The organism is Novosphingobium sp. BL-S-24, from assembly GCF_055521575.1.
In genome coordinates this window covers 1,003,108-1,025,345 of the sequence record NZ_CM145488.1, presented here as the reverse complement: position 1 = coordinate 1,025,345, position 22,238 = coordinate 1,003,108, and the positions used below count along the sequence as shown (strand labels likewise).

Annotated in this window: 25 protein-coding genes and 1 tRNA gene; 13 read left to right on the top strand and 13 right to left on the bottom strand. The window is 62.8% G+C overall.

The features are described from left to right. Position 1: 1 nt before the first annotated feature. On the bottom strand, positions 2–316 hold the full coding sequence (locus tag ACZ1JM_RS10175) for a PilZ domain-containing protein (RefSeq protein ID WP_465134691.1): 315 nt from the start codon (positions 314–316) through the stop codon (positions 2–4). A 58-nt stretch (positions 317–374) separates the two neighbouring features. After that, positions 375–1,667 carry a sugar MFS transporter gene (locus ACZ1JM_RS10170; RefSeq protein ID WP_465135035.1) on the bottom strand — a complete coding sequence of 431 codons (1,293 nt, stop codon included), beginning with the start codon at positions 1,665–1,667 and terminating at the stop codon, positions 375–377. A 241-nt stretch (positions 1,668–1,908) separates the two neighbouring features. Between ACZ1JM_RS10170 and ACZ1JM_RS10165 the strand changes: the two genes are divergently transcribed. After that, positions 1,909–2,091, top strand: a complete 183-nt coding sequence (locus ACZ1JM_RS10165; RefSeq protein WP_465134690.1) for a hypothetical protein — start codon at positions 1,909–1,911, stop codon at positions 2,089–2,091. 115 nt (positions 2,092–2,206) lie between these two features. Here ACZ1JM_RS10165 and ACZ1JM_RS10160 read toward each other — a convergent pair. Then, positions 2,207–2,283 (bottom strand) — tRNA-Arg (locus ACZ1JM_RS10160). Positions 2,284–2,383: 100 nt separating this feature from the next. On the opposite strand from ACZ1JM_RS10160, the gene ACZ1JM_RS10155 reads away from it, so the two are divergent. Next, positions 2,384–3,136 carry a queuosine precursor transporter gene (locus ACZ1JM_RS10155; RefSeq protein WP_465134689.1) on the top strand — a complete coding sequence of 251 codons (753 nt, stop codon included), beginning with the start codon at positions 2,384–2,386 and terminating at the stop codon, positions 3,134–3,136. A 59-nt stretch (positions 3,137–3,195) separates the two neighbouring features. Further along, a complete protein-coding gene (gene recF / locus ACZ1JM_RS10150) occupies positions 3,196–4,302 on the top strand; it encodes a DNA replication/repair protein RecF (protein WP_465134688.1) in 1,107 nt (368 codons plus the stop codon). A gap of 3 nt (positions 4,303–4,305) precedes the next feature. Here the strand turns inward: recF and ACZ1JM_RS10145 are convergent, their stop codons facing one another. Together ACZ1JM_RS10145 and ACZ1JM_RS10140 are read right to left on the bottom strand one after the other, a co-directional pair. Continuing rightward, complete coding sequence (locus ACZ1JM_RS10145; protein WP_465134687.1) at positions 4,306–4,665, bottom strand: YbaN family protein; 360 nt, start codon at positions 4,663–4,665, stop codon at positions 4,306–4,308. Further along, positions 4,652–5,062 carry a SufE family protein gene (locus ACZ1JM_RS10140; RefSeq protein ID WP_465134686.1) on the bottom strand — a complete coding sequence of 137 codons (411 nt, stop codon included), beginning with the start codon at positions 5,060–5,062 and terminating at the stop codon, positions 4,652–4,654. The genes ACZ1JM_RS10145 and ACZ1JM_RS10140 overlap by 14 nt, the downstream gene beginning before the upstream one ends. 93 nt (positions 5,063–5,155) lie before the next feature. On the opposite strand from ACZ1JM_RS10140, the gene ACZ1JM_RS10135 reads away from it, so the two are divergent. Continuing rightward, a complete protein-coding gene (locus tag ACZ1JM_RS10135) occupies positions 5,156–7,213 on the top strand; it encodes an NAD(+) synthase (RefSeq protein WP_465134685.1) in 2,058 nt (685 codons plus the stop codon). Positions 7,214–7,272: 59 nt separating this feature from the next. Here ACZ1JM_RS10135 and ACZ1JM_RS10130 read toward each other — a convergent pair whose 3' ends face one another. The 5 genes from ACZ1JM_RS10130 to ACZ1JM_RS10110 form a co-directional block, all read right to left on the bottom strand. Further along, positions 7,273–7,527 (bottom strand): hypothetical protein, encoded by a 255-nt coding sequence (locus ACZ1JM_RS10130; protein ID WP_465134684.1) that lies wholly within the window; start codon positions 7,525–7,527, stop codon positions 7,273–7,275. A gap of 113 nt (positions 7,528–7,640) precedes the next feature. Then, positions 7,641–7,919: a hypothetical protein gene (locus ACZ1JM_RS10125; protein WP_465134683.1), complete on the bottom strand. Its 279-nt coding sequence runs from the start codon at positions 7,917–7,919 to the stop codon at positions 7,641–7,643. Between the two features lie 29 nt (positions 7,920–7,948). Further along, positions 7,949–8,341, bottom strand: coding sequence for a PspC domain-containing protein (locus ACZ1JM_RS10120; protein WP_465134682.1), 393 nt, complete (start codon positions 8,339–8,341; stop codon positions 7,949–7,951). Positions 8,342–8,375: 34 nt separating this feature from the next. Then, positions 8,376–9,137: a phage shock protein PspA gene (gene pspA, locus ACZ1JM_RS10115; RefSeq protein WP_465135034.1), complete on the bottom strand. Its 762-nt coding sequence runs from the start codon at positions 9,135–9,137 to the stop codon at positions 8,376–8,378. Between the two features lie 41 nt (positions 9,138–9,178). Continuing rightward, positions 9,179–9,412: a hypothetical protein gene (locus ACZ1JM_RS10110; RefSeq protein ID WP_465134681.1), complete on the bottom strand. Its 234-nt coding sequence runs from the start codon at positions 9,410–9,412 to the stop codon at positions 9,179–9,181. 161 nt (positions 9,413–9,573) lie between these two features. On the opposite strand from ACZ1JM_RS10110, the gene pspF reads away from it, so the two are divergent. Both pspF and ACZ1JM_RS10100 read left to right on the top strand, forming a co-directional pair. Continuing rightward, positions 9,574–10,593 (top strand): phage shock protein operon transcriptional activator, encoded by a 1,020-nt coding sequence (gene pspF, locus ACZ1JM_RS10105; protein ID WP_465134680.1) that lies wholly within the window; start codon positions 9,574–9,576, stop codon positions 10,591–10,593. 131 nt (positions 10,594–10,724) lie between these two features. Beyond that, positions 10,725–11,495, top strand: coding sequence for an EAL domain-containing protein (locus tag ACZ1JM_RS10100; protein WP_465134679.1), 771 nt, complete (start codon positions 10,725–10,727; stop codon positions 11,493–11,495). A 21-nt stretch (positions 11,496–11,516) separates the two neighbouring features. Here ACZ1JM_RS10100 and ACZ1JM_RS10095 read toward each other — a convergent pair whose 3' ends face one another. Beyond that, positions 11,517–12,209 (bottom strand): hypothetical protein, encoded by a 693-nt coding sequence (locus tag ACZ1JM_RS10095; RefSeq protein WP_465134678.1) that lies wholly within the window; start codon positions 12,207–12,209, stop codon positions 11,517–11,519. A gap of 267 nt (positions 12,210–12,476) precedes the next feature. On the opposite strand from ACZ1JM_RS10095, the gene rimP reads away from it, so the two are divergent. From rimP to ACZ1JM_RS10070, 5 genes are all read left to right on the top strand, one after another. Further along, positions 12,477–13,049 carry a ribosome maturation protein RimP gene (gene rimP, locus ACZ1JM_RS10090; RefSeq protein WP_465134677.1) on the top strand — a complete coding sequence of 191 codons (573 nt, stop codon included), beginning with the start codon at positions 12,477–12,479 and terminating at the stop codon, positions 13,047–13,049. A 3-nt stretch (positions 13,050–13,052) separates the two neighbouring features. Continuing rightward, positions 13,053–14,675 carry a transcription termination factor NusA gene (gene nusA / locus ACZ1JM_RS10085; RefSeq protein ID WP_465134676.1) on the top strand — a complete coding sequence of 541 codons (1,623 nt, stop codon included), beginning with the start codon at positions 13,053–13,055 and terminating at the stop codon, positions 14,673–14,675. After that, a complete protein-coding gene (locus tag ACZ1JM_RS10080; RefSeq protein WP_465134675.1) occupies positions 14,656–15,429 on the top strand; it encodes a DUF448 domain-containing protein in 774 nt (257 codons plus the stop codon). Before nusA ends, ACZ1JM_RS10080 begins: the two co-directional genes overlap by 20 nt. Before the next feature lie 22 nt (positions 15,430–15,451). Beyond that, entirely contained in the window at positions 15,452–18,238 is a 2,787-nt protein-coding gene (infB, locus tag ACZ1JM_RS10075; RefSeq protein ID WP_465134674.1) for a translation initiation factor IF-2, read from the top strand. Between the two features lie 108 nt (positions 18,239–18,346). Then, positions 18,347–18,880, top strand: coding sequence for a DUF1697 domain-containing protein (locus tag ACZ1JM_RS10070; RefSeq protein WP_465134673.1), 534 nt, complete (start codon positions 18,347–18,349; stop codon positions 18,878–18,880). A 50-nt stretch (positions 18,881–18,930) separates the two neighbouring features. Here ACZ1JM_RS10070 and ACZ1JM_RS10065 read toward each other — a convergent pair whose 3' ends face one another. Next, a complete protein-coding gene (locus ACZ1JM_RS10065) occupies positions 18,931–19,239 on the bottom strand; it encodes an RcnB family protein (RefSeq protein WP_465134672.1) in 309 nt (102 codons plus the stop codon). A 111-nt stretch (positions 19,240–19,350) separates the two neighbouring features. On the opposite strand from ACZ1JM_RS10065, the gene rbfA reads away from it, so the two are divergent. Continuing rightward, a complete protein-coding gene (gene rbfA / locus ACZ1JM_RS10060) occupies positions 19,351–19,746 on the top strand; it encodes a 30S ribosome-binding factor RbfA (protein ID WP_465134671.1) in 396 nt (131 codons plus the stop codon). Positions 19,747–19,762: 16 nt separating this feature from the next. On the opposite strand, the gene ACZ1JM_RS10055 is transcribed toward rbfA, so the two are convergent. Beyond that, positions 19,763–21,334: a DUF1963 domain-containing protein gene (locus ACZ1JM_RS10055; protein ID WP_465134670.1), complete on the bottom strand. Its 1,572-nt coding sequence runs from the start codon at positions 21,332–21,334 to the stop codon at positions 19,763–19,765. Positions 21,335–21,534: 200 nt separating this feature from the next. Between ACZ1JM_RS10055 and ACZ1JM_RS10050 the strand changes: the two genes are divergently transcribed. Then, positions 21,535–22,125, top strand: a complete 591-nt coding sequence (locus ACZ1JM_RS10050) for a thymidine kinase (protein ID WP_465135033.1) — start codon at positions 21,535–21,537, stop codon at positions 22,123–22,125. Positions 22,126–22,238: the final 113 nt, after the last annotated feature.

The window sequence follows — 22,238 nt, the reverse complement described above, 5'->3', positions numbered from 1 at the left end:
TTCAGGCTGGCGGGCGAGGAGCGTTGCTTGCCACGAGATGTTCCAGAACCGGCCCGTATATCGGCCGGTCAAATTCCACCCCGGTGAAATCTCCGCTCACCCAGCGGACCACGCCGGGTAATCCTTCCAGCCCCTTTGGCCGAATGATCAGCCGCGCACCGACGCGAAAGTACAGGCCGCGAAGGCGCAGGCGACATCCCTCCACCGAGATGTCGGAAATCTCCCCGTCGTCGCGCAGACCGCTCTGCGTGCGGCACTGCGCCGCCATGGCAACGGGGCGACGCTGCGAGCGGCGGGGGAGGATGCGGCGGGTCATGGCCTATCGTATGCGAAAAACGGTTTAATATGGATTAACTGCGATACCTTCGCGTTACTCAGGCGACTGCTGGCTTGCGCGCGTAAAGTCCGAAGCCGGCGATCACTGCATAGCAGAGGGCCGGAAGCAGAAGCGCGACATGGAGGTCTCCACCTGCTGCATCGGCGAGTGCCCCTGTCGCCAGCGGGATGATCGCGCCACCGCAGATTGCCACGTTGATGATACCCGAACCGTCCGCCGCGCGCGTGCCCAGCTTCTCGCACGCGAGGCTGAAAATCGTCGGGAACATGATCGAGTTGGTCAGACCCACCAGCAGCAGCGCGTAGCCGGACAGGTGACCGGTCGTAGTGACGGAGATCGCGATCAGTGCAATCGCCGCGCAGGCGTTGAAGCCCAGGACGAGGCCGGGATTCAGCACGCGGAGCACGGCGGAGCCGATGAACCGACCAACCATAGCGCCGCCCCAGTAAAGGCCGATCAGCTTGCCGGCGGACTGTTCGGGCAGCGCCATTACGTGATCCTGCATCAGGTAGCTGACGATCAGTGATCCGATCGCCACTTCCGCGCCAACGTACAGAAAGATGCACAGCGCACCGTAGCCGAAGCGAGGCCGCTTGAGCAGGCCCAGGCTGGAGAGGCCAGCGCTGTCCGCGTGCTTTTCGGCAGGGAGGCGGTTGCGGAACATCCATACCGCACCGGCGACAAGGGCAAGCGCCACGGCGATGCCGAGATAGCCGTGAACGATCGCCTGGCTTTCGGCGCGGCGATAGGCATCGAGCGCGGGACCTGAAAGCTCTTTCGCCGACACGGTTGCGAGACTGCCGAGGATCAGGACCGATCCCGCTATAGGAAATACCGTTGTCCCCAAGGAGTTGAACGCCTGTGCAAACGTCAGGCGCGAACTTGTCGTTTCGGGCTTGCCGAGCAGGCTGATCAGCGGATTGGCCACGACCTGAACGATGACCACGCCAGCCGCCAGCACGAAGTACGCGGCGAGGAACAGCCAGTAGGTGGCAGTTTGCGAGGCCGGAATAAAAGCCAGGCAACCCCCGATCATGATCACGAGACCTGCTGCTGCACCTCTCATGTAGCCGATCTTGCGAACCATCATGGCGCCGGGGATCCCGATTACGGCGTAGGCAGCGAAAAAGCAGAACTGAACCAGCATGGCCTGGGTGTAGCTGAGCGTGAATAGCTCTTTCAGCTTGGGGATGATGACATCGTTGAGGCTGGTGATGCCGCCAAAGATGAAGAACAGCGCCATCACGAAGTAACGCAACTCGGGAGCGTCTACATAGCCACCCGGCACTTCCTCTTCAAAACCGGCGGGGTTGCTGCCGGTATCCATCATCACGGCCATTGCCGTCGTCTCCCATGCTTAGGGTGCCATATTAATCGCTCAGCTTTGGGGGGTTTTGCGTTTAAGGGCAAGCGGCTGTGGCGGTCCGGGGTCATGGACGCCTGTGCAGAAACCGTGAAGAATTAATGCAATGCAGCAAAATCCATTGCACTTGCGCGCGAACTTCCTCAAATGGCGCCATCGCGGGACGGTTATCGCCGATCTGCGAGCCTAACTTTCAAAGGATTACTTCATGAAGAAGATCGCTCTCGCCGGGTTTGCTTCGGTTGCCGTTCTCGCCCTCTCCGCCTGCAACAGCGAACCGACTGCCGCTCCCAGCGACACGGCTACCGAAACCGTCACCGCGATGCCCGAAGAAGTCATGACCGGCGAAGCGACCGACGCGCCGACCGAGGCTGCTTCCGAGGCAATGTAATCCTGGCGCCCGGAACCGGCGCGCATTCGCGTCGGTCCTGGCCCCATGGTGCCTTACGCACGAAAGCCCGCGCCGCAAGGTTGCGGGCTTTTTCGTGTCCGGCGTTCAGCGGGATTGGCGCGCCCGACAGGGTTCGAACCTGTGACCCCAAGCTTAGAAGGCTCGTGCTCTATCCAGCTGAGCTACGGGCGCGCGCAGGTTCCCCATAGCGTGGAACGGCGACTTGGCAAACCGGGTGTGAAGCGCAAAACGGGGCTTTGCGGGGCAGCGCTGCCGGGTTACGCACAACTGCATGAACGACAGCCCTGATGCGCGCCGGGACGATGCGGCGCACCTTTCCCGTATCGATGGCCTGGCCGGAGCGAGGCGGCACTTTCGCTATTTCGACTACGTCATGGTGGCGTTCGTAGCGATCCTGCTGCTGTCCAACCTGATTGGCGCGTCCAAGCTGGCGTCGGTGGGGGGGGTCACGTTCGGCGCGGGCATCCTGTTCTTCCCGGTCAGCTACGTCATCGGCGACGTGCTGACCGAGGTCTATGGCTATGCCAACGCCCGCCGTTGCGTGTGGGCTGGGTTCTTCGCGCTGATCTTCATGGCGTTCATGAGCTATGTCGTGGTGGCGTTGCCACCCGCTGCCGATTGGGGCGGGCAGGCATCGTATATTGCGGTGTTCGGCTCAACCTGGCGGATCGTGCTGGCGTCGATCACCGCATTCTGGGCTGGCGAGTTCGTCAATTCCTTCGTCCTATCCAAAATGAAGCTGCTGACCGGCGGCAAGCACCTGTGGACGCGCACCATCGGATCGACGGTAGTGGGTCAGGCGATCGACAGCGCCCTTTTTTATCCCATCGCCTTTTTAGGAACTTGGACGACCACGCAGGTCGTCACCGTGATGGTGACGAACTGGGCGATGAAAGTGGGTTGGGAAGTTGTGCTCACCCCGGTCACCTATGCGGTGGTCGGCTGGCTGAAACGCCGGGAGGGCGTGGAAGTCTTTGACGAGAACCTGGACTTCTCGCCCTTCGCCAAATCGCGGGCGGTGTGAACGATACCGGACTTCGACGCTCGCCTTGACGGGGAAGTACCGCTAGTCAGCCCGCGACCATGCTCGACCGTATCCTCCTGTCCCGTTTCCGCAACCATCGACAGACTGCCGTGGAAGGGACGGCGCAATTCAACCTGCTGGTGGGGGAAAACGGTGCGGGCAAGACCAATGTTTTGGAGGCGATCAGCCTGCTTGCCCCCGGTCGTGGGCTCCGACGCGCGCAACTAGCGGATCTGCCCAGCCAGACCGGCGATGGCGGCTTTGCGATCAGCGCGGACCTGATCGAGCGGGGAGAGATGTCGCGCGAACCGGTGCGCCTTGGCACGGGCGTGTCGGTCGAGCGGCCTGGGCGGCGGCTGGTACAGGTGAACGGCGCGCAAGGATCGGCGATCGGCCTGGCGGAGTGGCTGTCGATCGGATGGCTGACCCCGGCGATGGACCGTCTGTTCGTGGAAGGGGCAGGCGCGCGGCGGCGTTTCCTTGATCGGCTGGTGCTGGCGACCGACCCCGGCCATGCCGCCAATGCCGCGCGGCTGGAAGGGGCGCTGCGGGAACGCAATCGCCTGCTGTCTGATGATCGGGCGCCTGACCCGCGCTGGCTCGACGCGATCGAACTGCAGATTGCGGAAGCCGGGGCGCTGGTGGGGGCGGCACGGGCGGACATGGTGGAGAGACTGGCCCAGACGCTGGCCGCGTTGCCGGAAGGGCCGTTTGCGCGGCCTTCATTGAGCTATGTGCCGGGCGGTCCGCTGGAGCCGGATGCTTTGGCCGCTGCCTTGCGAGAAGGACGTGCGCGGGAAAGGGCGGCGCAACGCACCTTGACCGGGCCCCACCGTGATGAACTGGCGGTGGTGATGGCGGGTAAGGGGCAGCCCGCGGCCGAATGCTCGACCGGCGAGCAGAAGGCGATGCTGATCGCCGTCACGCTTGCGCACTCGCAGTTGCTGGAGGCCGATACCGCGGGAAGCGGACGCCCACGCCTGCTTCTGCTGGACGAGGTGGCCGCGCATCTCGATCCCTTGCGGCGTGAAGCGTTGTTCGACCGGTTGCGTGTCGGTTCGGCTCAGGTGTGGTTGACGGGGACGGAAATCGCGCCGTTCGAGGCTATCGCAACCGAAGCGGCCGTCTGGGAAGTGAGCGGCGGCGCGGTCCGCCGGTTGAGCTGACGCCTACTCCGCGCGGGTCCAGATCCACGTGCCGATGGTCGCCAGAACGGAAACCGGGATCAGCGTCCACCATCCTCCGGCCGTGAACCACACCATCACGATGCTAAGGCCCATGGTGGAGATGGCGGCGATTTTGCCCTTGCGGCTGATGGCTTGCCTGTCCCGCCAGTCGCGCATCGGCGGGCCGTATCTGGGGTGATCGTAAAGCCGCTGCGCCCATTCGGGATGACTTTTCGAAAAGCACCAGGCGGCCAGGATATAGAAGATTGTGGTGGGCAGCAGCGGCAGGAAAATGCCCACCGTTCCCAGCCCGACCAGGAAGACGCCGGCGGCGATCCAGAGCGGTCGCCTAACCCTGTGCATAGCGCGCGGCGGTCTCCCGGATCAGCGCGATCATGTTCGGGATGCCCTGCGTGCGATTGGATGACAGCTGGTTCTTGAGATCGAACGGCGCCAGTTCTGCGGCTATATCCGTGGCCGCGACATCGGCGGCGGGGCGATCCTGTACGGCGGCAATCACCAGGGCGACAATGCCCTTGGTGATGCCCGCGTTACTGTCGGCCAGAAAGTGCAGCGTGCCATCGTCCTGCGCGGTGGGATAGACCCATACGCTGGCCGAGCAGCCACGCACTTTGGTCGCTTCCGTCTTGAGCGGTTCCGGCATCTCGTCCAGCTCGCGCCCCAGTTCGATAAGCAGGCGATAGCGTTCATCGCCATCGAGGAACTCATACTCTTCGCGGATATCATCAAGACTGCGCATGCGTTCAGGCATTTAAGGCGCAAGGCGCCAAGGGCAAGGGGAACATTGCAGCGGACGTTGCAAGACAGAGGCGTTGCTGTCAGGGATTAGGCCATGACCGCAGACCGCAGCCACCCGTTCTTCGCCATGCACGATCACGGATTCGTGCGTGTCGCCACGTCCACCCCGCGCGTGCGGACCGCCAACGTGGCGTTCAATCGCGACGCGGTGCTCGATGAAGCGCGACGGGCGCATGATGCGCATGTCGACTTGCTGGTGTTCCCCGAGCTTTGCCTGTCATCCTACGCGATAGACGATCTGCACCTGCAGGGCGCGATGATCGAGGCCGTGGAAGGCGCCATTGCCGAGGTGGTGAAGGCCAGTGCCGACCTTTCGCCGGTGTTGCTGATCGGCGCGGCGCTGATGCGGCACGGGAGGCTGTACAACTGCGCCCTGGCGATCGCCCACGGGCGTCTGCTGGGTGTCGTGCCCAAATCGTACCTGCCGAATTACCGTGAGTTCTACGAAAAGCGCTGGTTTGCCAGCGGCAAGGACATCCGGGGGGCGACGATCACGGTGAACGGACAGGAAGTGCCTTTCGGCGTCGACCTGGTGTTTGCCAGCCAGGTGCTGCCCAACTTCCGCTTCTTCGTGGAAATATGCGAGGATTTCTGGGCGCCGACGCCGCCGTCCTCGCTGGGGGCGATGGCGGGGGCCACGATCCTTTGCAACCTTTCCGCATCCAACATCGTCATCGGCAAGTCGGACGAGCGGCATCTGCTGTGCCGATCGCAGTCGGCGCGCAGTGTTGCGGCCTATGTCTATTCGGCGGCGGGCCATGGGGAAAGCACTACCGATCTCGCCTGGGACGGGCAGGGCATCGTCTACGAACTGGGCGATCTGCTGGCCGAATCCGAACGCTTTTCGCTAGAGGCCGAACTGTGCATCGCCGACGTGGATTGCGACCGCATCGTGATGGACCGGATGCGCGTGCCCACGTTCAACGACGCGTCGGACGTCGCGGGATCGCCGCAGGAGACGTTCCGCACGGTGCCGTTCCGCCATTCCCCCAGCGGCGGCGATATCGCTCTCAAACGCCCGATCAGCCGCTTCCCCTTCGTTCCCGCCCGCGCCGACAAGCTGGACGCCGACTGTTATGAGGCGTTCAATATCCAGGTCGACGGCCTGATGCGGCGGCTGGAATCGACGGGTGCGACGTCGATGGTGATCGGCATATCAGGCGGGCTCGATTCCACCCACGCGCTGATCGTCGCGGCGCGGGCGTGTGATCGGCTGGGTCTGCCGCGCACCACGATCCGGGGGTACACGATGCCCGGTTTCGGCACGAGCGACGGCACGAAGTCCAACGCCTGGAAGCTGATGAACGCGGTCGGCATCGCCGCCGAGGAGATCGACATCCGCCCCGCCGCAACCACCATGCTGAAGGACATCGGCCATGCTTTTGCCGATGGCGAGCCGGTGTACGACGTCACGTTCGAGAATGTGCAGGCGGGCTTGCGCACCGACTATCTGTTCCGTCTGGCAAGCCAGCATGCCGGCTTCGTCGTCGGCACGGGCGACTTGTCCGAGCTGGCGCTGGGCTGGTGCACGTATGGCGTGGGCGACCACATGAGCCACTACGCCGTGAACGCGGGCGTTCCGAAGACATTGATCCAGTACCTGATCCGCTGGTGTGCAACCACCGACCAGTTCAGCGCCTCGACCGAAGAAATCCTGCTCTCCATCCTGGAAACGGAAATCTCGCCCGAACTGGTGCCCGCCGGGGCGGATGGCGCGATCCAGAGCACCGAGGCGAAGATCGGTCCGTACGAATTGAACGACTTCTTCCTGCACCACATCATGCGGTTCGGGCAAAAGCCTTCGAAAGTCGCATTTCTCGCCTGGCATGCATGGCGTCAAACGGAAGAGGGGACGTGGCCCGCCGGTTTCCCGGAAGCGAAGAAGAACGAATACGATCTGGCGACGATCCGTTCATGGCTGGAAAAATTCCTGCGGCGGTTCTTTGCGTTCAGCCAGTTCAAGCGCTCGGCCATTCCCAACGGGCCAAAGGTTTCGTCCGGCGGGGCACTCTCACCCCGCGGGGACTGGCGGGCCCCGTCCGATGCCAGCGCGGCGGTGTGGCTGGCGGAGCTGGATGCGCGGGTGCCGTAAGGGGTCGGGCCGCACGGCAATCCGAAACACCGTGAACTTCAACCCGTTGGTCGGTCAGTTCAATCGCGCAGCGATTCGATTTCACGCGCGAGGTCGTTCCCGCGTTTCTCGTCCGTGGCGATGCGTTCGAGCACGTTGATACGGGCGCGCATTTCCTCGACCTGGCGTTCCAGTTCATGTTCGCGCGCGGTGTGGTCGAAGGCCGGGTTGCGCCGCCGCCCGTCGCTCTCGCCCAGCGCTTGATACCGCTGTGCCTTGAGCCACGTCACACAGGCAATCGCAAAAAGGACGACGACGGCAGTCCAGAAGCTCATTGCAGAGTCACTTTCGTATTCTTTGTACAGTCAGTGGCGGCCGGGAGTCGGATCGGGCCGCTCACCGCCGATCGTAATGGGCATCGCCGCAATGCGCACGCGATTTTCCCCGATCACTGGCGACGGGTTCCGGCCCGTTCACTCTCGACCTGCCGGGTGTCGCGCAATGCCTCGATCTGGAGGGCGGTGTCATAGCCGCCATCGGTGATGATGCGCTCCAGCACGCGGACCCGCTCCTCCAGCTCGCGCGAGTGCGAAGCGTACTGCGCGGCCTTTTCGGCGGTGGCCTGGACTTGCAGCTCCGCCATCTTGCGTTGGTGCTTGGCCCAGATCGCAAAGCCTCCCACGATGAACGGCGCGAGCGGTATAAGAACGAATATCGCGTCTTCCATTTTCGAATCCCCCTATTGCCCAGGCGCTATCAGCGCAGCTTGTCGATCTCGGCAGCCAGGCGAGAGTTGCTGTTGGAATAGTGCGCTTCCATGTCGGCGATACGGCGATCCATGTCGGACAAGTCGGAGCGCAGGCGGCTGGACGATTCGGGACGGCCCAGCCCTTTGCGGGCACGGCGGCGCTCCATGCGGCGAAGCAGGCGCATTTCCTCTTCTTCGCTGTAGAGTTCTGTCGGTCGCTTGCCAGCGACGAGGGCGGCGACGATATACGCCGGTATGATGATGACGAAGCCCAACAGCGTCAGCACCACGGCCGCCAGACGTACCCAGAAGCTATCGACGCCGGTGTAATCGGCAATCCCGGCGCAGACGCCGGCCAGCTTGGCATTCGACTTGTCGAGATAGAATTGTCCACGAGACACAGGATTTCCCTTTCGCTGAATTCCGGCCGTATGGTTACTGTTCGGTCGATGTCGGGGTGGTGGGCGATGGAGCCTGCCCAAGCGTCCGCTTCATTTCGGCCAGCTCGGCATCGATCGTGTCACCATCCGCCAGTGCGGCGATCTCCTCGGCAAGCGTCGGCTGGCGGCGGTCGGACAGGCTCATCGCCTCGGCGCGGCCTTCCGCATAGTCGACCCGACGTTCCAGCTGATCGAAACGAGCCATGGCCTCGTCCACGCGCTCGCTGGCCAACAAGGTGCGCAGTTTGACGCGATTCTCCGCGCTCTGCAAGCGGGCCGCGATGGATGACTGGCGGCTGCGGGCCTCGCGCAGGCGGGTCTGCAATTTTTCGATGTCCGCCTCGTAAGCGCGCAGGGCATCGTCCAGCACCTCGATCTCGGCAGCCAGCTGTTCGGCCATGTCGGCCGCCTTCTTGCGTTCCAGCAGGGCGGCGCGGGCCAGATCCTCACGGTCCTTGCTGAGCGCCAGCTGCGCCTTGTCGGCCCAGTCCGCCTGCAGCTTGTCCAGCTTGCCGACGTGACGGCGCAGTTCCTTCTGGTCCGCAATGGTTCGGGCGCTGGAGGTCCGGACTTCGACCAGGGTTTCTTCCATTTCCAGGATGATCAGGCGGATCATCTTGGCCGGGTCTTCCGCCTTGTCGAGCAAGTCGTTGAAGTTCGCGGCGACGATGTCACGCGTGCGGGAAAAGATGCCCATGGCGGTGGTTCCTCGGATGAAATTCGGATTGGAAGAGCGCGTCGAAGCTGTGTCGTCCATACGATGGTGACGCAGGCTTTCTATTTCCATGTCGAGCCTGCTCATGCCAGTGGCGCTCCGCACGAATGGCTGCGGACAGGGGCGGCATAGGCTTTCGTGGGGCCGAACTGATCGGCCATCACATAGAGGTTCAGCGCGCCCATCGCCAGAAGGCTGGCGATGATCGCCCAGTCCAGCTTGGTGCGTGCCAGAGTCGACTGGCCGATCGTCGAGCGCCCAATCTTCGAGGTGTTGCGTTCACCGGCGGATACGAAATGAGCGGCGGGCGAAGACATGGCGATGTTTCCTTGCGGTCCTGAACTCTTGCTTGCCAACCGTATCGCAATGAGCGTGCCAAACAGACCAGAGGCCTGAAATTCAGCGATCCCGTCATGAGGGCACCATCTCCTGCTAAAATGAATTGCCAATGAATGGGAAAATTTCCTAAGTATTGGGAATGGAGCGGGAAGCGCAATTCATCGGCCAGTCGACGGCCTTCCTCGATGCGGTGGAGCGCGCCAGCCGTGCCGCTGCGGTGCGACGCCCTGTCCTCGTGATCGGGGAGCGGGGGACCGGCAAGGAACTGATCGCGCAGCGCCTGCATCACCTCTCCCCGCGCTGGGGTGAGCCACTGGTCACTCTCAACTGCGCGGCCTTGCCCGAAACGCTGATCGAAGCGGAACTGTTCGGTCACGAGGCCGGTGCATTCACCGGGGCTACCCGAGCCCGGACCGGCCGGTTCGAGGAAGCGGATCGCGGCACCCTGTTTTTGGATGAACTGGGCAACCTGTCGATGGGCGCTCAGGAGCGGTTGCTCCGGGCGATCGAATATGGCGAGGTCGTGCGTATCGGCTCCTCCCGACCGATCATGGTCGACGTGCGGATCGTCGCGGCCACCAACGCGGACCTTCCGAGCATGGCGCAGGCCGGCACCTTCCGCGCAGACCTGCTCGATCGACTGAGCTTCGAAGTGATCACGTTGCCACCGCTTCGCGCCCGCGAAGGAGACGTCGTCGAGCTTGCCGACTATTATGGGCGGCGCATGGCCAGCGAACTGGAATGGGATCGCTGGCCCGGCTTCTCCGCCGCAGCAATCGCGTCGCTGGAGGCGTACGAATGGCCTGGCAACGTCCGCGAACTGCGCAACGTGGTGGAACGCGCGGTATACCGCTGGGCCCGCGATGATGAAATGATCGGGGACGTGGTGTTCGATCCATTCGCCAGCGCGTGGGCGCCGTCTGCGCAGGTCGGGTCTGGCGCTCCGGCTACTTCAGAAGCGGGGACGCCGCCCCCGGTCTTGCCGGTTACCCCTCCGATGTCGTTGCGGGAGTCAGTCGAGGCGCATGAACGCACCCTCTTGATGGCGGCGCTCGATCAGGCTCGATGGAATCAGCGGCGTGTGGCGGCCGCGCTCGGCCTGACGTACGACCAGCTTCGCCATTGCCTTCGCAAGCACGGCCTGAAGCCTAAGTCCTGAGACAAGGCCGCCAAAAACGCGGCAATGTCATTTTAGGTTCCTAACTTATGTTACATAAGTAACATGTGAGTATTTAACGGTTTTTTCAATCATCACCGATAGCCTGACCGAAACAGGATACAGGGCTGACTATGAAACTTGGTTGTCAGGGGTGCAAATCGAGCGACCATGATTTTGCGATTGCCATGGCATTTCAGCCGATCGTCGATACCGAAACCGGCCTGCCATTCGCCTACGAAGCCTTGGTGCGCGGTAGTGAGGGCGAGAGTGCGGGGGAGGTTCTGTCATGGGTAACCCCCGAGAATCGCTACGCTTTTGATCAGCAGTGCCGCGTCGCCGCTATCGAGGGTGCAGTGGAAGCGGGCATTCTGGAGACGGGCGCCCGGTTATCAATCAACTTCCTTCCCAACGCGGTATATTCGCCGCTTGCCTGCATCCAGCTGACGCTAAAAACGGCGGCTGAAACAAGCTTTCCAACCGACCGGCTCATCTTCGAATTTACCGAGAACGAGGAAATGGTCGACACCGACCACGTTCGCAACATCATCGAGACCTATCAGCGCATGGGTTTTGCCACCGCCATTGACGATTTTGGTGCAGGCCACGCTGGATTGGGGCTGCTCGCCAAGCTGCAGACTGACTTCATCAAGCTCGATATGGAACTGGTGCGCGGCCTCGATCAAAACATGCCTCGACGCCTGATCATCGAAGGCGTGCTGCGCATGGCCCATTCCATGGGCATTCAGGTTATCGCCGAGGGGATTGAAACCATCGGCGAGTACCAGGCCCTGCGCGCCATGGGCGTGCGCTACATTCAGGGGTTCCTGCTTGCGCGTCCGGGTTTCCGTATGCTGCCGACAATCACTCTTCCGCAGCAATTTCCCTACGCCCTCGCGGTCTGACTCGATCGGAGTACTGCCCAGCTAATCCAGTTTTCCAAACGGCAAAAGCTTTCGAGCCTGCGCCGCTGCAGCTTTCCCATTGTTGGCGCGGAGTGACGGGAGGATAGCGATCGCTGCACGCTTCATCACGCTGTCGAGCGCGGTAGGCGTCTGTCCTGTAGCGGCGGTTTCCGCCCACTTCCGAGCAGTCGCGACATCCTGCGGATTGCTTCGGATATCGATCAGCGCCGCATACCCCGAATAGAGCGAGCGATTGCCGCCCAGCGCTACCGCCCGAGAGAGCGCAGCATTGCCGACCTGCGCCTTTGCACCCAGCATCGTCCGCGCGACGAAGCTGCCAAGGTTATCTATCGCGTCGAGATGCCAGCCGGCCACCGCAAGATGCGGCTCGGGATCCCTGGGGTTCTGCGCAGCCAGCTTGTCGAATATTCCCAACGCGGCCTTGGCGTCGCTTCGACTGCGCGTAAGCTTCGCACGGTAGCCGATGGCGATGCCGCGTTGCAATGCCACCTCCGCGTTGCCCGGGTTGGCGGCGAGCGCCTTGTCGGTGGCTGCGATGGCTTGGTTAACCAGCGCCAGCGCCCTGGCCTTGTCCGGGGCCTGGAATGCTGCGGCGGAAAGCAGATCGCGTGGGGTCTGGGCAGCGGTGGCGGGCGAGGTACAGATCATCACCACGGCTGCGGTAGCAAGAGCGCTAAAAATCTGGTTTTTCAAACAGTTTTCCTGACGGAAGGAGGGGGCAGGTGAAGATGACCGATCTTGTCGCCACTGACCAGCGCGCATTGGCTCACTTGCGATACATCCTGTCGAAAATCGGGACGTTTTGAAGGTGTTGGAGATTTCGAACTTGCCCTTGCGTTTTTTCAGAATCGCGCTTATTTGGCGCTCATCCCGACATGGTGAAACAAGGTTGGGCTGGCGCCGGACGGGGCCGGCGCAAAACTGCGTTGCATTATAGTTGCTGTTATTACGGAGTGCCGTTTGGTCGATATCGTACGCCTTACCGAAGTGATCGAACCAGAGGTCAAGGCTCTTGGCTTCGATCTCGTGCGCGTGCGCATCTTCGGTAAGAGCGAGGTCGGTGACGATGAGATCGCGCTTCAGATCATGGCCGAGAACCCGGCTACCGGCCAGTTACTGTTGGATGACTGCGCTGCGCTGTCGCACCGTATATCCGACCGGATGGATGCGCTGGAAAGCACCGGCGAAACGCTGATCGAGGAAGCGTATCGGCTGGAGGTAAGCTCGCCCGGCATCGATCGCCCGCTCACGCGTCCCAAGGATTACGACAATTGGGCGGGGCATGAGGTCAAGCTCAACCTTGCCAATCCGATCGAGGGCAATCGCAAGGGCCTGCATGGCGATCTTGTCGGCATCGCAGGCGAACCCGGTGCAGAAACTGTCACCGTGAATGACAAGAAATCCGGCTCCGTCAGCTTTCCGCTGGCAGACGTTCAATCGGCACGCCTGATCTTGACCGACAGGCTGATCGCAGCAAGCCGCCCGCTGGATACCAGCGGCGCAGACGACATTCTTGAGGAACAGGAAGACTAAGCCATGGCCAGTGCGATTTCCGCCAACCGCGCCGAGCTGCTCGCGATTGCGAACTCCGTCGCGTCGGAGAAGATGATCGACAAGTCGATCGTCATCGAGGCGATGGAAGAAGCGATCCAGAAGTCGGCTCGCAACCGCTACGGCGCCGAGAACGATATCCGCGCCAAGCTTGATCCGCGCACCGGCGATCTTCGCCTTTGGCGCGTGGTCGAAGTGGTTGAGGAAGTAGAGGACTACTTCAAGCAGGTGGACCTGAAGCAGGCCGAAAAGCTGCAAAAGGACGCCAAGGTCGGTGACTTCATCGTCGATCCTCTTCCGCCGGTCGATCTGGGCCGCATCGATGCGCAGTCCGCGAAGCAAGTAATCTTCCAGAAGGTCCGCGATGCAGAGCGTGACCGTCAGTACGAGGAATTCAAGGATCGCGCCGGTGAAGTGATCACCGGCGTGATCAAATCGGTCGAGTTCGGCCATGTGATCGTCAACCTTGGCCGCGCCGAAGGCGTGATCCGCCGTGATCAGCAGATCCCGCGCGAGGCCGCCCGTGTCGGTGAGCGTGTGCGCGCGCTGGTGATGCGGGTAGAGCGTCAGAACCGTGGACCACAGATCTTCCTGTCCCGCGCGCACCCTGACTTCATGAAGAAGCTGTTCGCGCAGGAAGTGCCCGAAATCTACGACGGCGTGATTGAGATCAAGGCTGCCGCCCGCGATCCGGGTTCGCGCGCCAAGATCGGCGTCATCAGTAACGATCACTCGATTGACCCGGTCGGCGCCTGCGTCGGCATGAAGGGCAGCCGCGTTCAGGCCGTCGTGCAGGAACTGCAGGGCGAGAAGATCGACATCATCCCCTGGAGCGAGGACACCGCGACGTTCGTGGTCAATGCGTTGCAGCCCGCGACCGTCAGCCGCGTCGTCATCGACGAGGAAGAAAGCCGCATCGAAGTCGTCGTTCCTGATGATCAGTTGTCGCTGGCGATCGGTCGCCGTGGCCAGAACGTGCGTCTGGCCTCGCAGCTGACCGGCTCGCAGATCGACATCATGACTGAAGCAGAATCCTCGGAGAAGCGTCAGAAGGAATTCGCCGAGCGTTCGAAGATGTTCGAGGAAGAACTGGACGTCGACGAGACGCTGTCGCAGCTTCTCGTGGCTGAAGGTTTCAGCGAGCTGGAAGAAGTCGCCTATATCGACGTCAACGAACTGGCGGCGATCGAAGGGTTCGACGAGGAACTTGGACAGGAACTCCAAAGCCGCGCTCACGAGGCGTTGGAACGCCGCGAAGATGCCAACCGCGAAGCGCGTCGTGCGTTGGGCGTGGAAGACGCGCTTGCCGACCTGCCGCACCTGAACGAGGCCATGCTGGTCACGCTGGGCAAGGCGGGCATCAAGACGCTGGACGATCTGGCCGATCTCGCCACCGACGAACTCATCGCCAAGAAACGGACCGAGCAGCGTCGCCGTGACGGCACCGTAAATCGCCGCGCCTCGCGCGACGAGGACAAAGGCGGCGTCCTGGGCGACTATGGTCTGAACGAAGAGCAGGGCAACGAGATCATCATGGCCGCGCGTGCGCATTGGTTCGACGACGAACCCGTAACCGAGGAGGCCGCCGATGCGGATTCCTCGCAATGATCGCGTAAGCTCCGACATCGATGGCTCCCGGGCGGAGAGGACCTGCATCCTCTCCGGCGGGAAAGCTGCGCGGGACGTATTCGTCCGTCTGGCCATTTCGCCGGACGGAATGGTGCTTCCCGACGTGAACGCGCGTGCCCCTGGGCGCGGCGCGTGGATCGGCGTTTCCCGGCCAGACCTTGAAATTGCGCTCTCGAAGGGCAAACTAAAGGGAGCACTGGCGCGCGCCTACAAAGGGGCGGTGATTAGTATCCCGGCCGATCTTGGCGAACGCATCGAAATCGCGCTCAGGCGCTCCCTGACTGATCGTTTGGGTCTTGAACTAAAGTCTGGCCGTCTGCTGATGGGATCGGACAGGATCGCCCAGAATGCGCGCGAAGGACGGGTCGAATGGCTCGGCCATGCCGCCGATGCAAGCGAGGACGGATCGCGTAAACTGGATCAGGCCTGGCGGGTCGGGCGTGATGAAGAAGGAAGTGGGCTCAGGGGCACGCGCTTGCCACTGGACCGAGAGACGCTGTCTGTGGCATTGGGCCGCGACAACGTCGTTCATCTGGCGCTGAACGATCGCGGGGCGGCTGACCGAGTCGCCGCGCAGCTTCAGCGCCTTTTGCATTTCCAGGGTAAGGTTCCGGGCACCGACGATGCCGATGGGACCGGCAGCCGGGAAACCCCGCGAGGGGACTTGAGCGCGACCGACATGGATGATGGCGACGGAGCGGCACTGGATGCCGCCTCCGTGACGACGAACTGACCGAAGGGCGAAGACGAGAATTATGAGCGAGACCGACAACAAACCGACCCTGGGCCGCAAGCCGCTTGGGCTTAAGCGCTCGGTGGAAGCGGGTGAGGTCAAGCAGACCTTCAGCCACGGCCGCACCAACAAGGTGGTGGTCGAGGTGAAGCGCCGCAAGCTGATCGGCAAGCCCGGTTCGGAAGGCGCTGCCGAGGCGCAGCCCGCCCCCGCCGCTGCGGCGCCCGCACCGGCCCCCGCCACTCCGGCGCCAGTGCCGCAGCGTCCGGCTGCCACTCCCGTCGCCAAGCGCCCTGCTCCGTCGAGCGAGACGCCGCAGGAGCGTGTCGCCCGTCTGCAGCGTGAGGCCGAGGAAGATCGCCTGGCATCGCAGGAGGAAAACAACCGCCGCGACCAGGAAGCCCGTCTCCGCGCGATGGAGGAAGAAAAGCGCCGCGCCGAGGATGCTCGCCGCACTGCTGAGGAAGCCGCTACTGCGGCAGCCGCGCCTGCTCCAGCTCCGACGCCGGAACCCGCGTCTGAATCTGAGGCTCCGCTGGTGGCAGAAACCCCTGCACCGGTAGAGGCCGCACCAACGCCTGCAACGGAGACTGCAACCGAAGCGGTTGCCGAAACGCCAGCCACGCCGGTTGTCGAAGCAGCACCTGCCGAACCGGCGGCACCCGAGCCTGCTCCGGCGCCGCGCGCTTTCACGCCGGTTGCGCGTCGCTTTACACCCGTTCCCCGCCCGGAAACCCGCAAGCCCGAAGCTGCCGCCGGCAACGCCGCAACCAGCACTGGCGCGGCTGCCCCGGCATCCGGGACCGGTGCCAAGAAGGCCGACGCCGCCAAAAAGGGCGCATTGCCTGCCCGTCCGGCGGCACCGCAGGGTGGGGACCGTGGCAAAGGTGCCGGTGGCGATCGTCGCCAGTCCGGCAAGCTGACCGTCACTCGTGCGCTAAACGATGACGAGGGTGCACGCGCCCGCTCGCTCGCCGCGCTGAAGCGTGCGCGTGAAAAGGAACGCCGTTCAAGCTATGGCGGTAAGTCGTCGCAGCAGCGCGAGAAGCAGGTTCGTGACGTGATCGTGCCAGAGGCGATCACCGTTCAGGAACTCGCCAACCGTATGGCTGAGAAGGGCGCTGACCTCGTCAAGTCCCTGTTCAAGCTGGGCATGATGGTCACCGTCAACCAGACGATCGATGCCGATACGGCGGAATTGCTGGTCGAGGAATTCGGCCACAACATCCAGCGCGTGTCCGAGAGTGACGTTGATATCGACACTGCTGGCGACGTTGATGCCGAGGACACGTTGAAGCCGCGTGCGCCGGTTGTCACGATCATGGGCCACGTCGATCACGGCAAGACGTCCCTGCTCGATGCCCTTCGCGGCACCGACGTGGTGCGCGGTGAAGCGGGCGGTATCACCCAGCACATGGGTGCCTACCAGATCAAGACAAAGGGCGGCGATCTCGTCACCTTCCTCGATACGCCGGGCCACGCTGCCTTCACTCAGATGCGCATGCGCGGCGCCAACGTCACAGACATCGTGGTACTGGTGGTTGCAGCCGATGACGGTATCATGCCGCAGACGGTGGAGGCGATCAACCACACCAAGGCGGCGGGCGTGCCGATGATCGTCGCGATCAACAAGATCGACAAGCCCGAAGCCAATCCTCAAAAAGTGCGTGAGCGTCTGCTCGAACACTCGATCGTGGTCGAGGAAATGTCGGGTGATGTCCAGGATGTCGAAGTATCGGCGAAGTCCGGCAAGGGTCTCGACGAACTAATCGAGAAGATCCTGCTTCAGGCTGAACTGATGGAGCTGAAGGCCAACCCTGACCGCGAGGCGGAAGCCACGGTGATCGAGGCCAAACTCGACAAGGGCAAGGGCCCCCTGGCCAGCGTACTGGTCAATCGCGGTACGCTCAAGGTCGGCGACATCTTCGTCGTCGGCACCGAAAGCGGACGCGTTCGCGCCATGCTCGACGACAAGGGCCGTCAGGTGAAGGTGGCTTTGCCATCGATGCCGGTCGAAGTGCTGGGCCTCGGCGGCGTGCCGATGGCGGGCGACATGCTCACCGTGGTCGACAGCGAGCAGCGCGCTCGCGAGGTATCGTCTTATCGTCAGGAGCGAGCGACCGCCAAGCGTACGGCAACCGCCCCGACCAACATCGACACGATGTTCTCGGCGCTTGCCGCCAAGCAAAACGTCATCGAGTATCCCGTGGTTATCAAGGGCGACGTGCAGGGTTCGGTCGAGGCGATCAACGCCGCGCTCAACGCCTTGTCGAACGACGAGATCAAGGTACGCATCCTCAGCTCCGGCGTGGGTGCGATCACCGAGAGCGACGTCACGCTGGCAGCCGCCAGCGGTGCGCCGATCGTAGGCTTTAACGTCCGCCCGAACGCTAAGGCGCGCGAGCAGCTTGAGAAGACCAAGACGCCGATGATGTACTATGACATCATCTATGAGCTGACTGCTGAAGTCGCCAAGCAGATGGCCGGTATCTGGGGCCCCGAGCGGATCGAAACGGTCGTTGGTCGCGCCGAGGTCAAGCAGGTGTTCCCCGCCGGCAAGAAGGACAAGGCAGCGGGTCTGCTCGTTACGGATGGCTATATCCGCAAGGGCATCAACGCGCGTCTTACCCGTCAGGACGTCATCGTTTCGAAGACGCTCATCCAGTCGCTGCGGCGCTTCAAGGACGACGTGGACGAAGTGCGCGCCGGTCTGGAATGCGGCGTGGTTCTGGCCGACACCAACGACATCAAGCCGGGTGATATGCTCGAAGTGTTCGAAGTCACGGAGCGCGAACGCACCGTCGGCTGACAGGGTTGTCCTCGCTAAACCCAAAGGCCATCGTCGGAGATCCGGCGGTGGCCTTTTGTTTAGCAGATTGCCTTGATACGATGCGCCCTTGGTTATTGATGGAAGATAATGACCCGCTACTGCGCCTTTTTCGGATCGATCAACGTCGGTGGCAATCGTCTGACGATGGCGGACTTGCGCTACGCCTTCGAGCGGGAGGAGTTCGAGAATGTCGAGACAGTCGTGGCCAGCGGCAATGTCCTTTTCGATTTCGAGGACCGGCCGACCGATGGTTTGGAAGACCTGTTCGCGCACATGATGCGTGACCGTTTCGACATCGATACCTTCGCCGCCGTGCGCAATCGCGAAGAGGTGTGCGTGGCTATAGAGGGCAATCCCTACACGGGGATCGGGCAGGACCATTTCGTGCACACGCTGTTTTTGGAAAGACAGCCGGACCCGGATCGCTTCGCCAAACTCGCTGCTGATCATGCGGGGCGCGGGCCCGAGAAGATCGCTGCCGGGCCACGCTCGCTCTACATCGATTACGTGGACGGGGCAGGGCAGTCGAAGTTGACGGGCGCCTTCATCGAACGGCGACTGGGCTGCAGGGGAACGGCGCGCAACGTCCGCTCGCTCGCGCGTATTCTAGCCAAGATGTGAGTAGGGGCAGCCTCACGTAAAGGCCGCCCCCAAGGTATCCGACTACAGCGTCAGCGGAAAAGGCCGCTGCGTACCGACGTGATCATGCCGTTGCTCGACCGCACGAGCAGCAGGTCGTTGCCCGAGCGAACATATTCGTATCCACGCGGCGGAGCCTTGACGCCGCGGTACTTGCGGTAGTCGACGCGCTGGTAATTGCGGGCATGCTTGCGGTCGAACCGCTCGCCCTTGCGGAAATTCTTCCAGGTCTGCTGGCGTGATTCCATCCCGCGATGGTCATCGTGGCGCATCGGTTGCGCGATGGCGGGGGCTGCGGCGAGCGTGGCGGCGGCAATTAGGGCAGCAGTAAACTTGTGCATGAGCACTCCTTTGACGGGTTGTCGCATTGGGGGTAACGCCCGACATCTGCTCAGGAACCCGAAATCAAGTGTTGCAAATTGTCGCAACCGACCAACATGGACCTACCCACGATGGCACGCCACCAGACCACCCCGGAACAGCACTCCGTCCGCCTGCTCAAGGTTGGCGAACAGGTGCGCCATGTCATCTCGGAAATCCTCACCCGGCAGCAGGTGCATGACGCAACGCTGAGCGCGCATACCGTTTCCGTCACCGAAGTGCGGATGACACCGGACCTGCGCTCTGCAGCGGTCTTCGTGAAGCCTCTGCTGGGCGAGGACGAGGAGGCGGTGCTGAAGGCGCTGCGCACGCACACCGCGTTCTTTCAGAGGGAAGTGGCGCAGCGGTTGAAGCTGAAATACGCCGCGAAGATCCAGTTCCGGGCGGACGAGACGTTTGACGAGGCCAGCCGGATCGACGCATTGCTTAACGATCCCCGCGTAAAGCGCGACCTTTCGGACGATTGAGCGACCGGGCCGACCCTTAACTCTCGTCAAAGGTGAGGCGGGCGGCGGCCCAGTTGCCAGCGGCGGCGTCTTGGGGGTGGATCCAGAACTGGAATAGCCCGGCTTCGCCCCAGCACCATTCCATCATGTCGTCATAGCCGAGTTGCAGAAGTAGTAGGTCGTCGCTGCGATCATAGCGGGATGGCGCACGGCTTGCAGGCAGGCCGAACATCTGGTGCTGGTCAACTGGTGGCAGGCGGTACTCGCTGTTGATCCGGGTCAGCGCATCGTCCGGCACGGCGGCCAGCGCTTCGGGTGAGCCCGACACCATCGCGCGCAGAGACAGCGTGGCCAGTTGCGCCAACGATCCGGGGAGGCGGTGATGCACCAGATCGCCGAAGCGCTCATGCAGTTCGGCCAGAAGATCGCCCACGACGTCGAGTTCCTGGTCGGTCAGCGCGGTCCAGGGATCGCGCCCGGCGATGAAACCATCGAGCGCCTCAGCCATGGCGGCGAGCTCGTCGTGCTGGCTCATCGGATGATCGACATCGGCGTCTGCAGCGTCGGCCAGAGTCAGCTTATCGGAATAGGTCCCGGCACTCGACTCGCTTGCTTCATGCACCTGATCGGCAAGGTGGATGACCGAATGCCACCATAGCGCTTCGACAGGCGCGCCCACCCCTGCCGCGTAGAACGGGTGATCGCGCATGGCGGCATGGCGCTTCAGCCGCCGCTCCATGGCTTCTTCGATCACCGTCTCGCGCAAGGGGTCGCCGTGATCGCGCAGGTTTTCCGGCAGGTCCAGCGCGACCGGGGAGACGGGCCAGAATGGGAAGAAGAAGCGACTAAGACGGTCGATGGTCGGTGGAAACGGCGTTCCACCCTCATCGAATGCCGGGGGCAAATTTTGTGGCGGATCGCTGAATTCGTGCTCGCCCTCAGGTACTGCTACGACGGCGCCATTGCCCAGGAAGAATGCCAGTGATCCGCTGGTGGGAAGGGGTGTTTCCGGGCAGGCGCGGGCGAGTTCCGACAGATCAATCTGAGCAACGAAAGGCAGCGGCGTCCCGTCTTCCTCGCAGGGCCACTGCGTGCCGTCGAGGCGAGGCAGGCCACCGAACCAGCTTGCATCCCCGAACCAGTCCCGATCCCGTTCACGCGGCTTGCGGATCAGGATGACCGGCGGGGGTGGGATGAGCGCTCGCATTGTTGCGGCGCTTTCCATGGATGCGTGCAGAACGGTTTCGAAACGCGCTTCAGGCCGGGAGGGACGAACTTCCCGCCGAATGGAGAGAGGTACCTCGGCGACTTGCGGCACTACGCGGGCGGGCCGCGTATCTTCCGGCTGAAGGGCGGGTTCTGGCGTCCAGATTGGGCCGGCTGCCGGTTCTTCCGCAGTCATCGGCACCGGATCGTCCCACTCAAACTCCATGTCATGCGCGGCGCGGCTTCGGGCGAGCAGGAACAGACCGAGCGTCGGCACCAGACCAAGCAGCAGCACTGCCACAACCGCACCTTCGCGGGTCAGCGTACCGACGAATCGTCCGGCGATCACGTCCAGCCCGGCAAGCGCGCCTCCGACGGGCGCCAGCGCCAGATATGCAGCCACAAGCAACGCCGATGCGCAACATGCCACCCCGGCAACCAGTAACTTCATCTGCTTTTCCGCTCCGTCCCGCCGCGCTCGTCAAGCGCGTCACCCACCTCATCACCGCCATTGATGGATTTGGCGGCGCGGCGCAATCCCGCCGGGGAGAAGCCTGTCGGGGATCGTGCGTGCTGCCTTGGCTGGTGGTATCGACGGCGGCGATGGCCAAGCTCTACTTCTATTATGCCAGCATGAACGCGGGCAAATCGACGACGCTATTGCAGGCGGATTTCAACTATCGAGAGCGAGGCATGCGCACGATGCTGTGGACCGCCGCGATCGACGACCGCAGCGCGGATCTATGCGCCGGGCACGCCATTGAAAGCCGCATCGGCTTGCATGCAGGCGCCAACCGTTTTGCGCCCGACACCGATCTGTACGAACAGGTCTGCGCCACGCATACGGTTGAGCCGCTGTCGTGCGTCATGGTCGATGAGGCGCAGTTCTTGACGCCCGCGCAAGTCTGGCAATGCGCTGATCTGGCGGACAAGGCCGGGCTTCCCGTGCTGTGCTATGGTTTGCGGACGGACTTTCGGGGCGAACTCTTTCCGGGCGCCGCGGTGCTGTTGGGGATCGCTGACAGCCTGATCGAGCTGAAAGCGGTGTGCCACTGCGGTCGCAAGGCATCGATGAACCTTCGGGTCGATGAAGCGGGGCGGGCGGTGAGTGAAGGCGCGCAGACGGAAATCGGCGGCAACGACCGGTATGTAGCCTTGTGTCGCCGTCATTTCAGTGAGTCGCTCGGGCAATAAGGATATAAGAGTTCACGCGAAGGCGCAGAGGCGCGAAGGATTGGCGCCTGCCGCGAGGCTGCTCTCTTTATCCTCGCTGCGCGAAACGCATACTCACATCGGCAAAGTAGCCT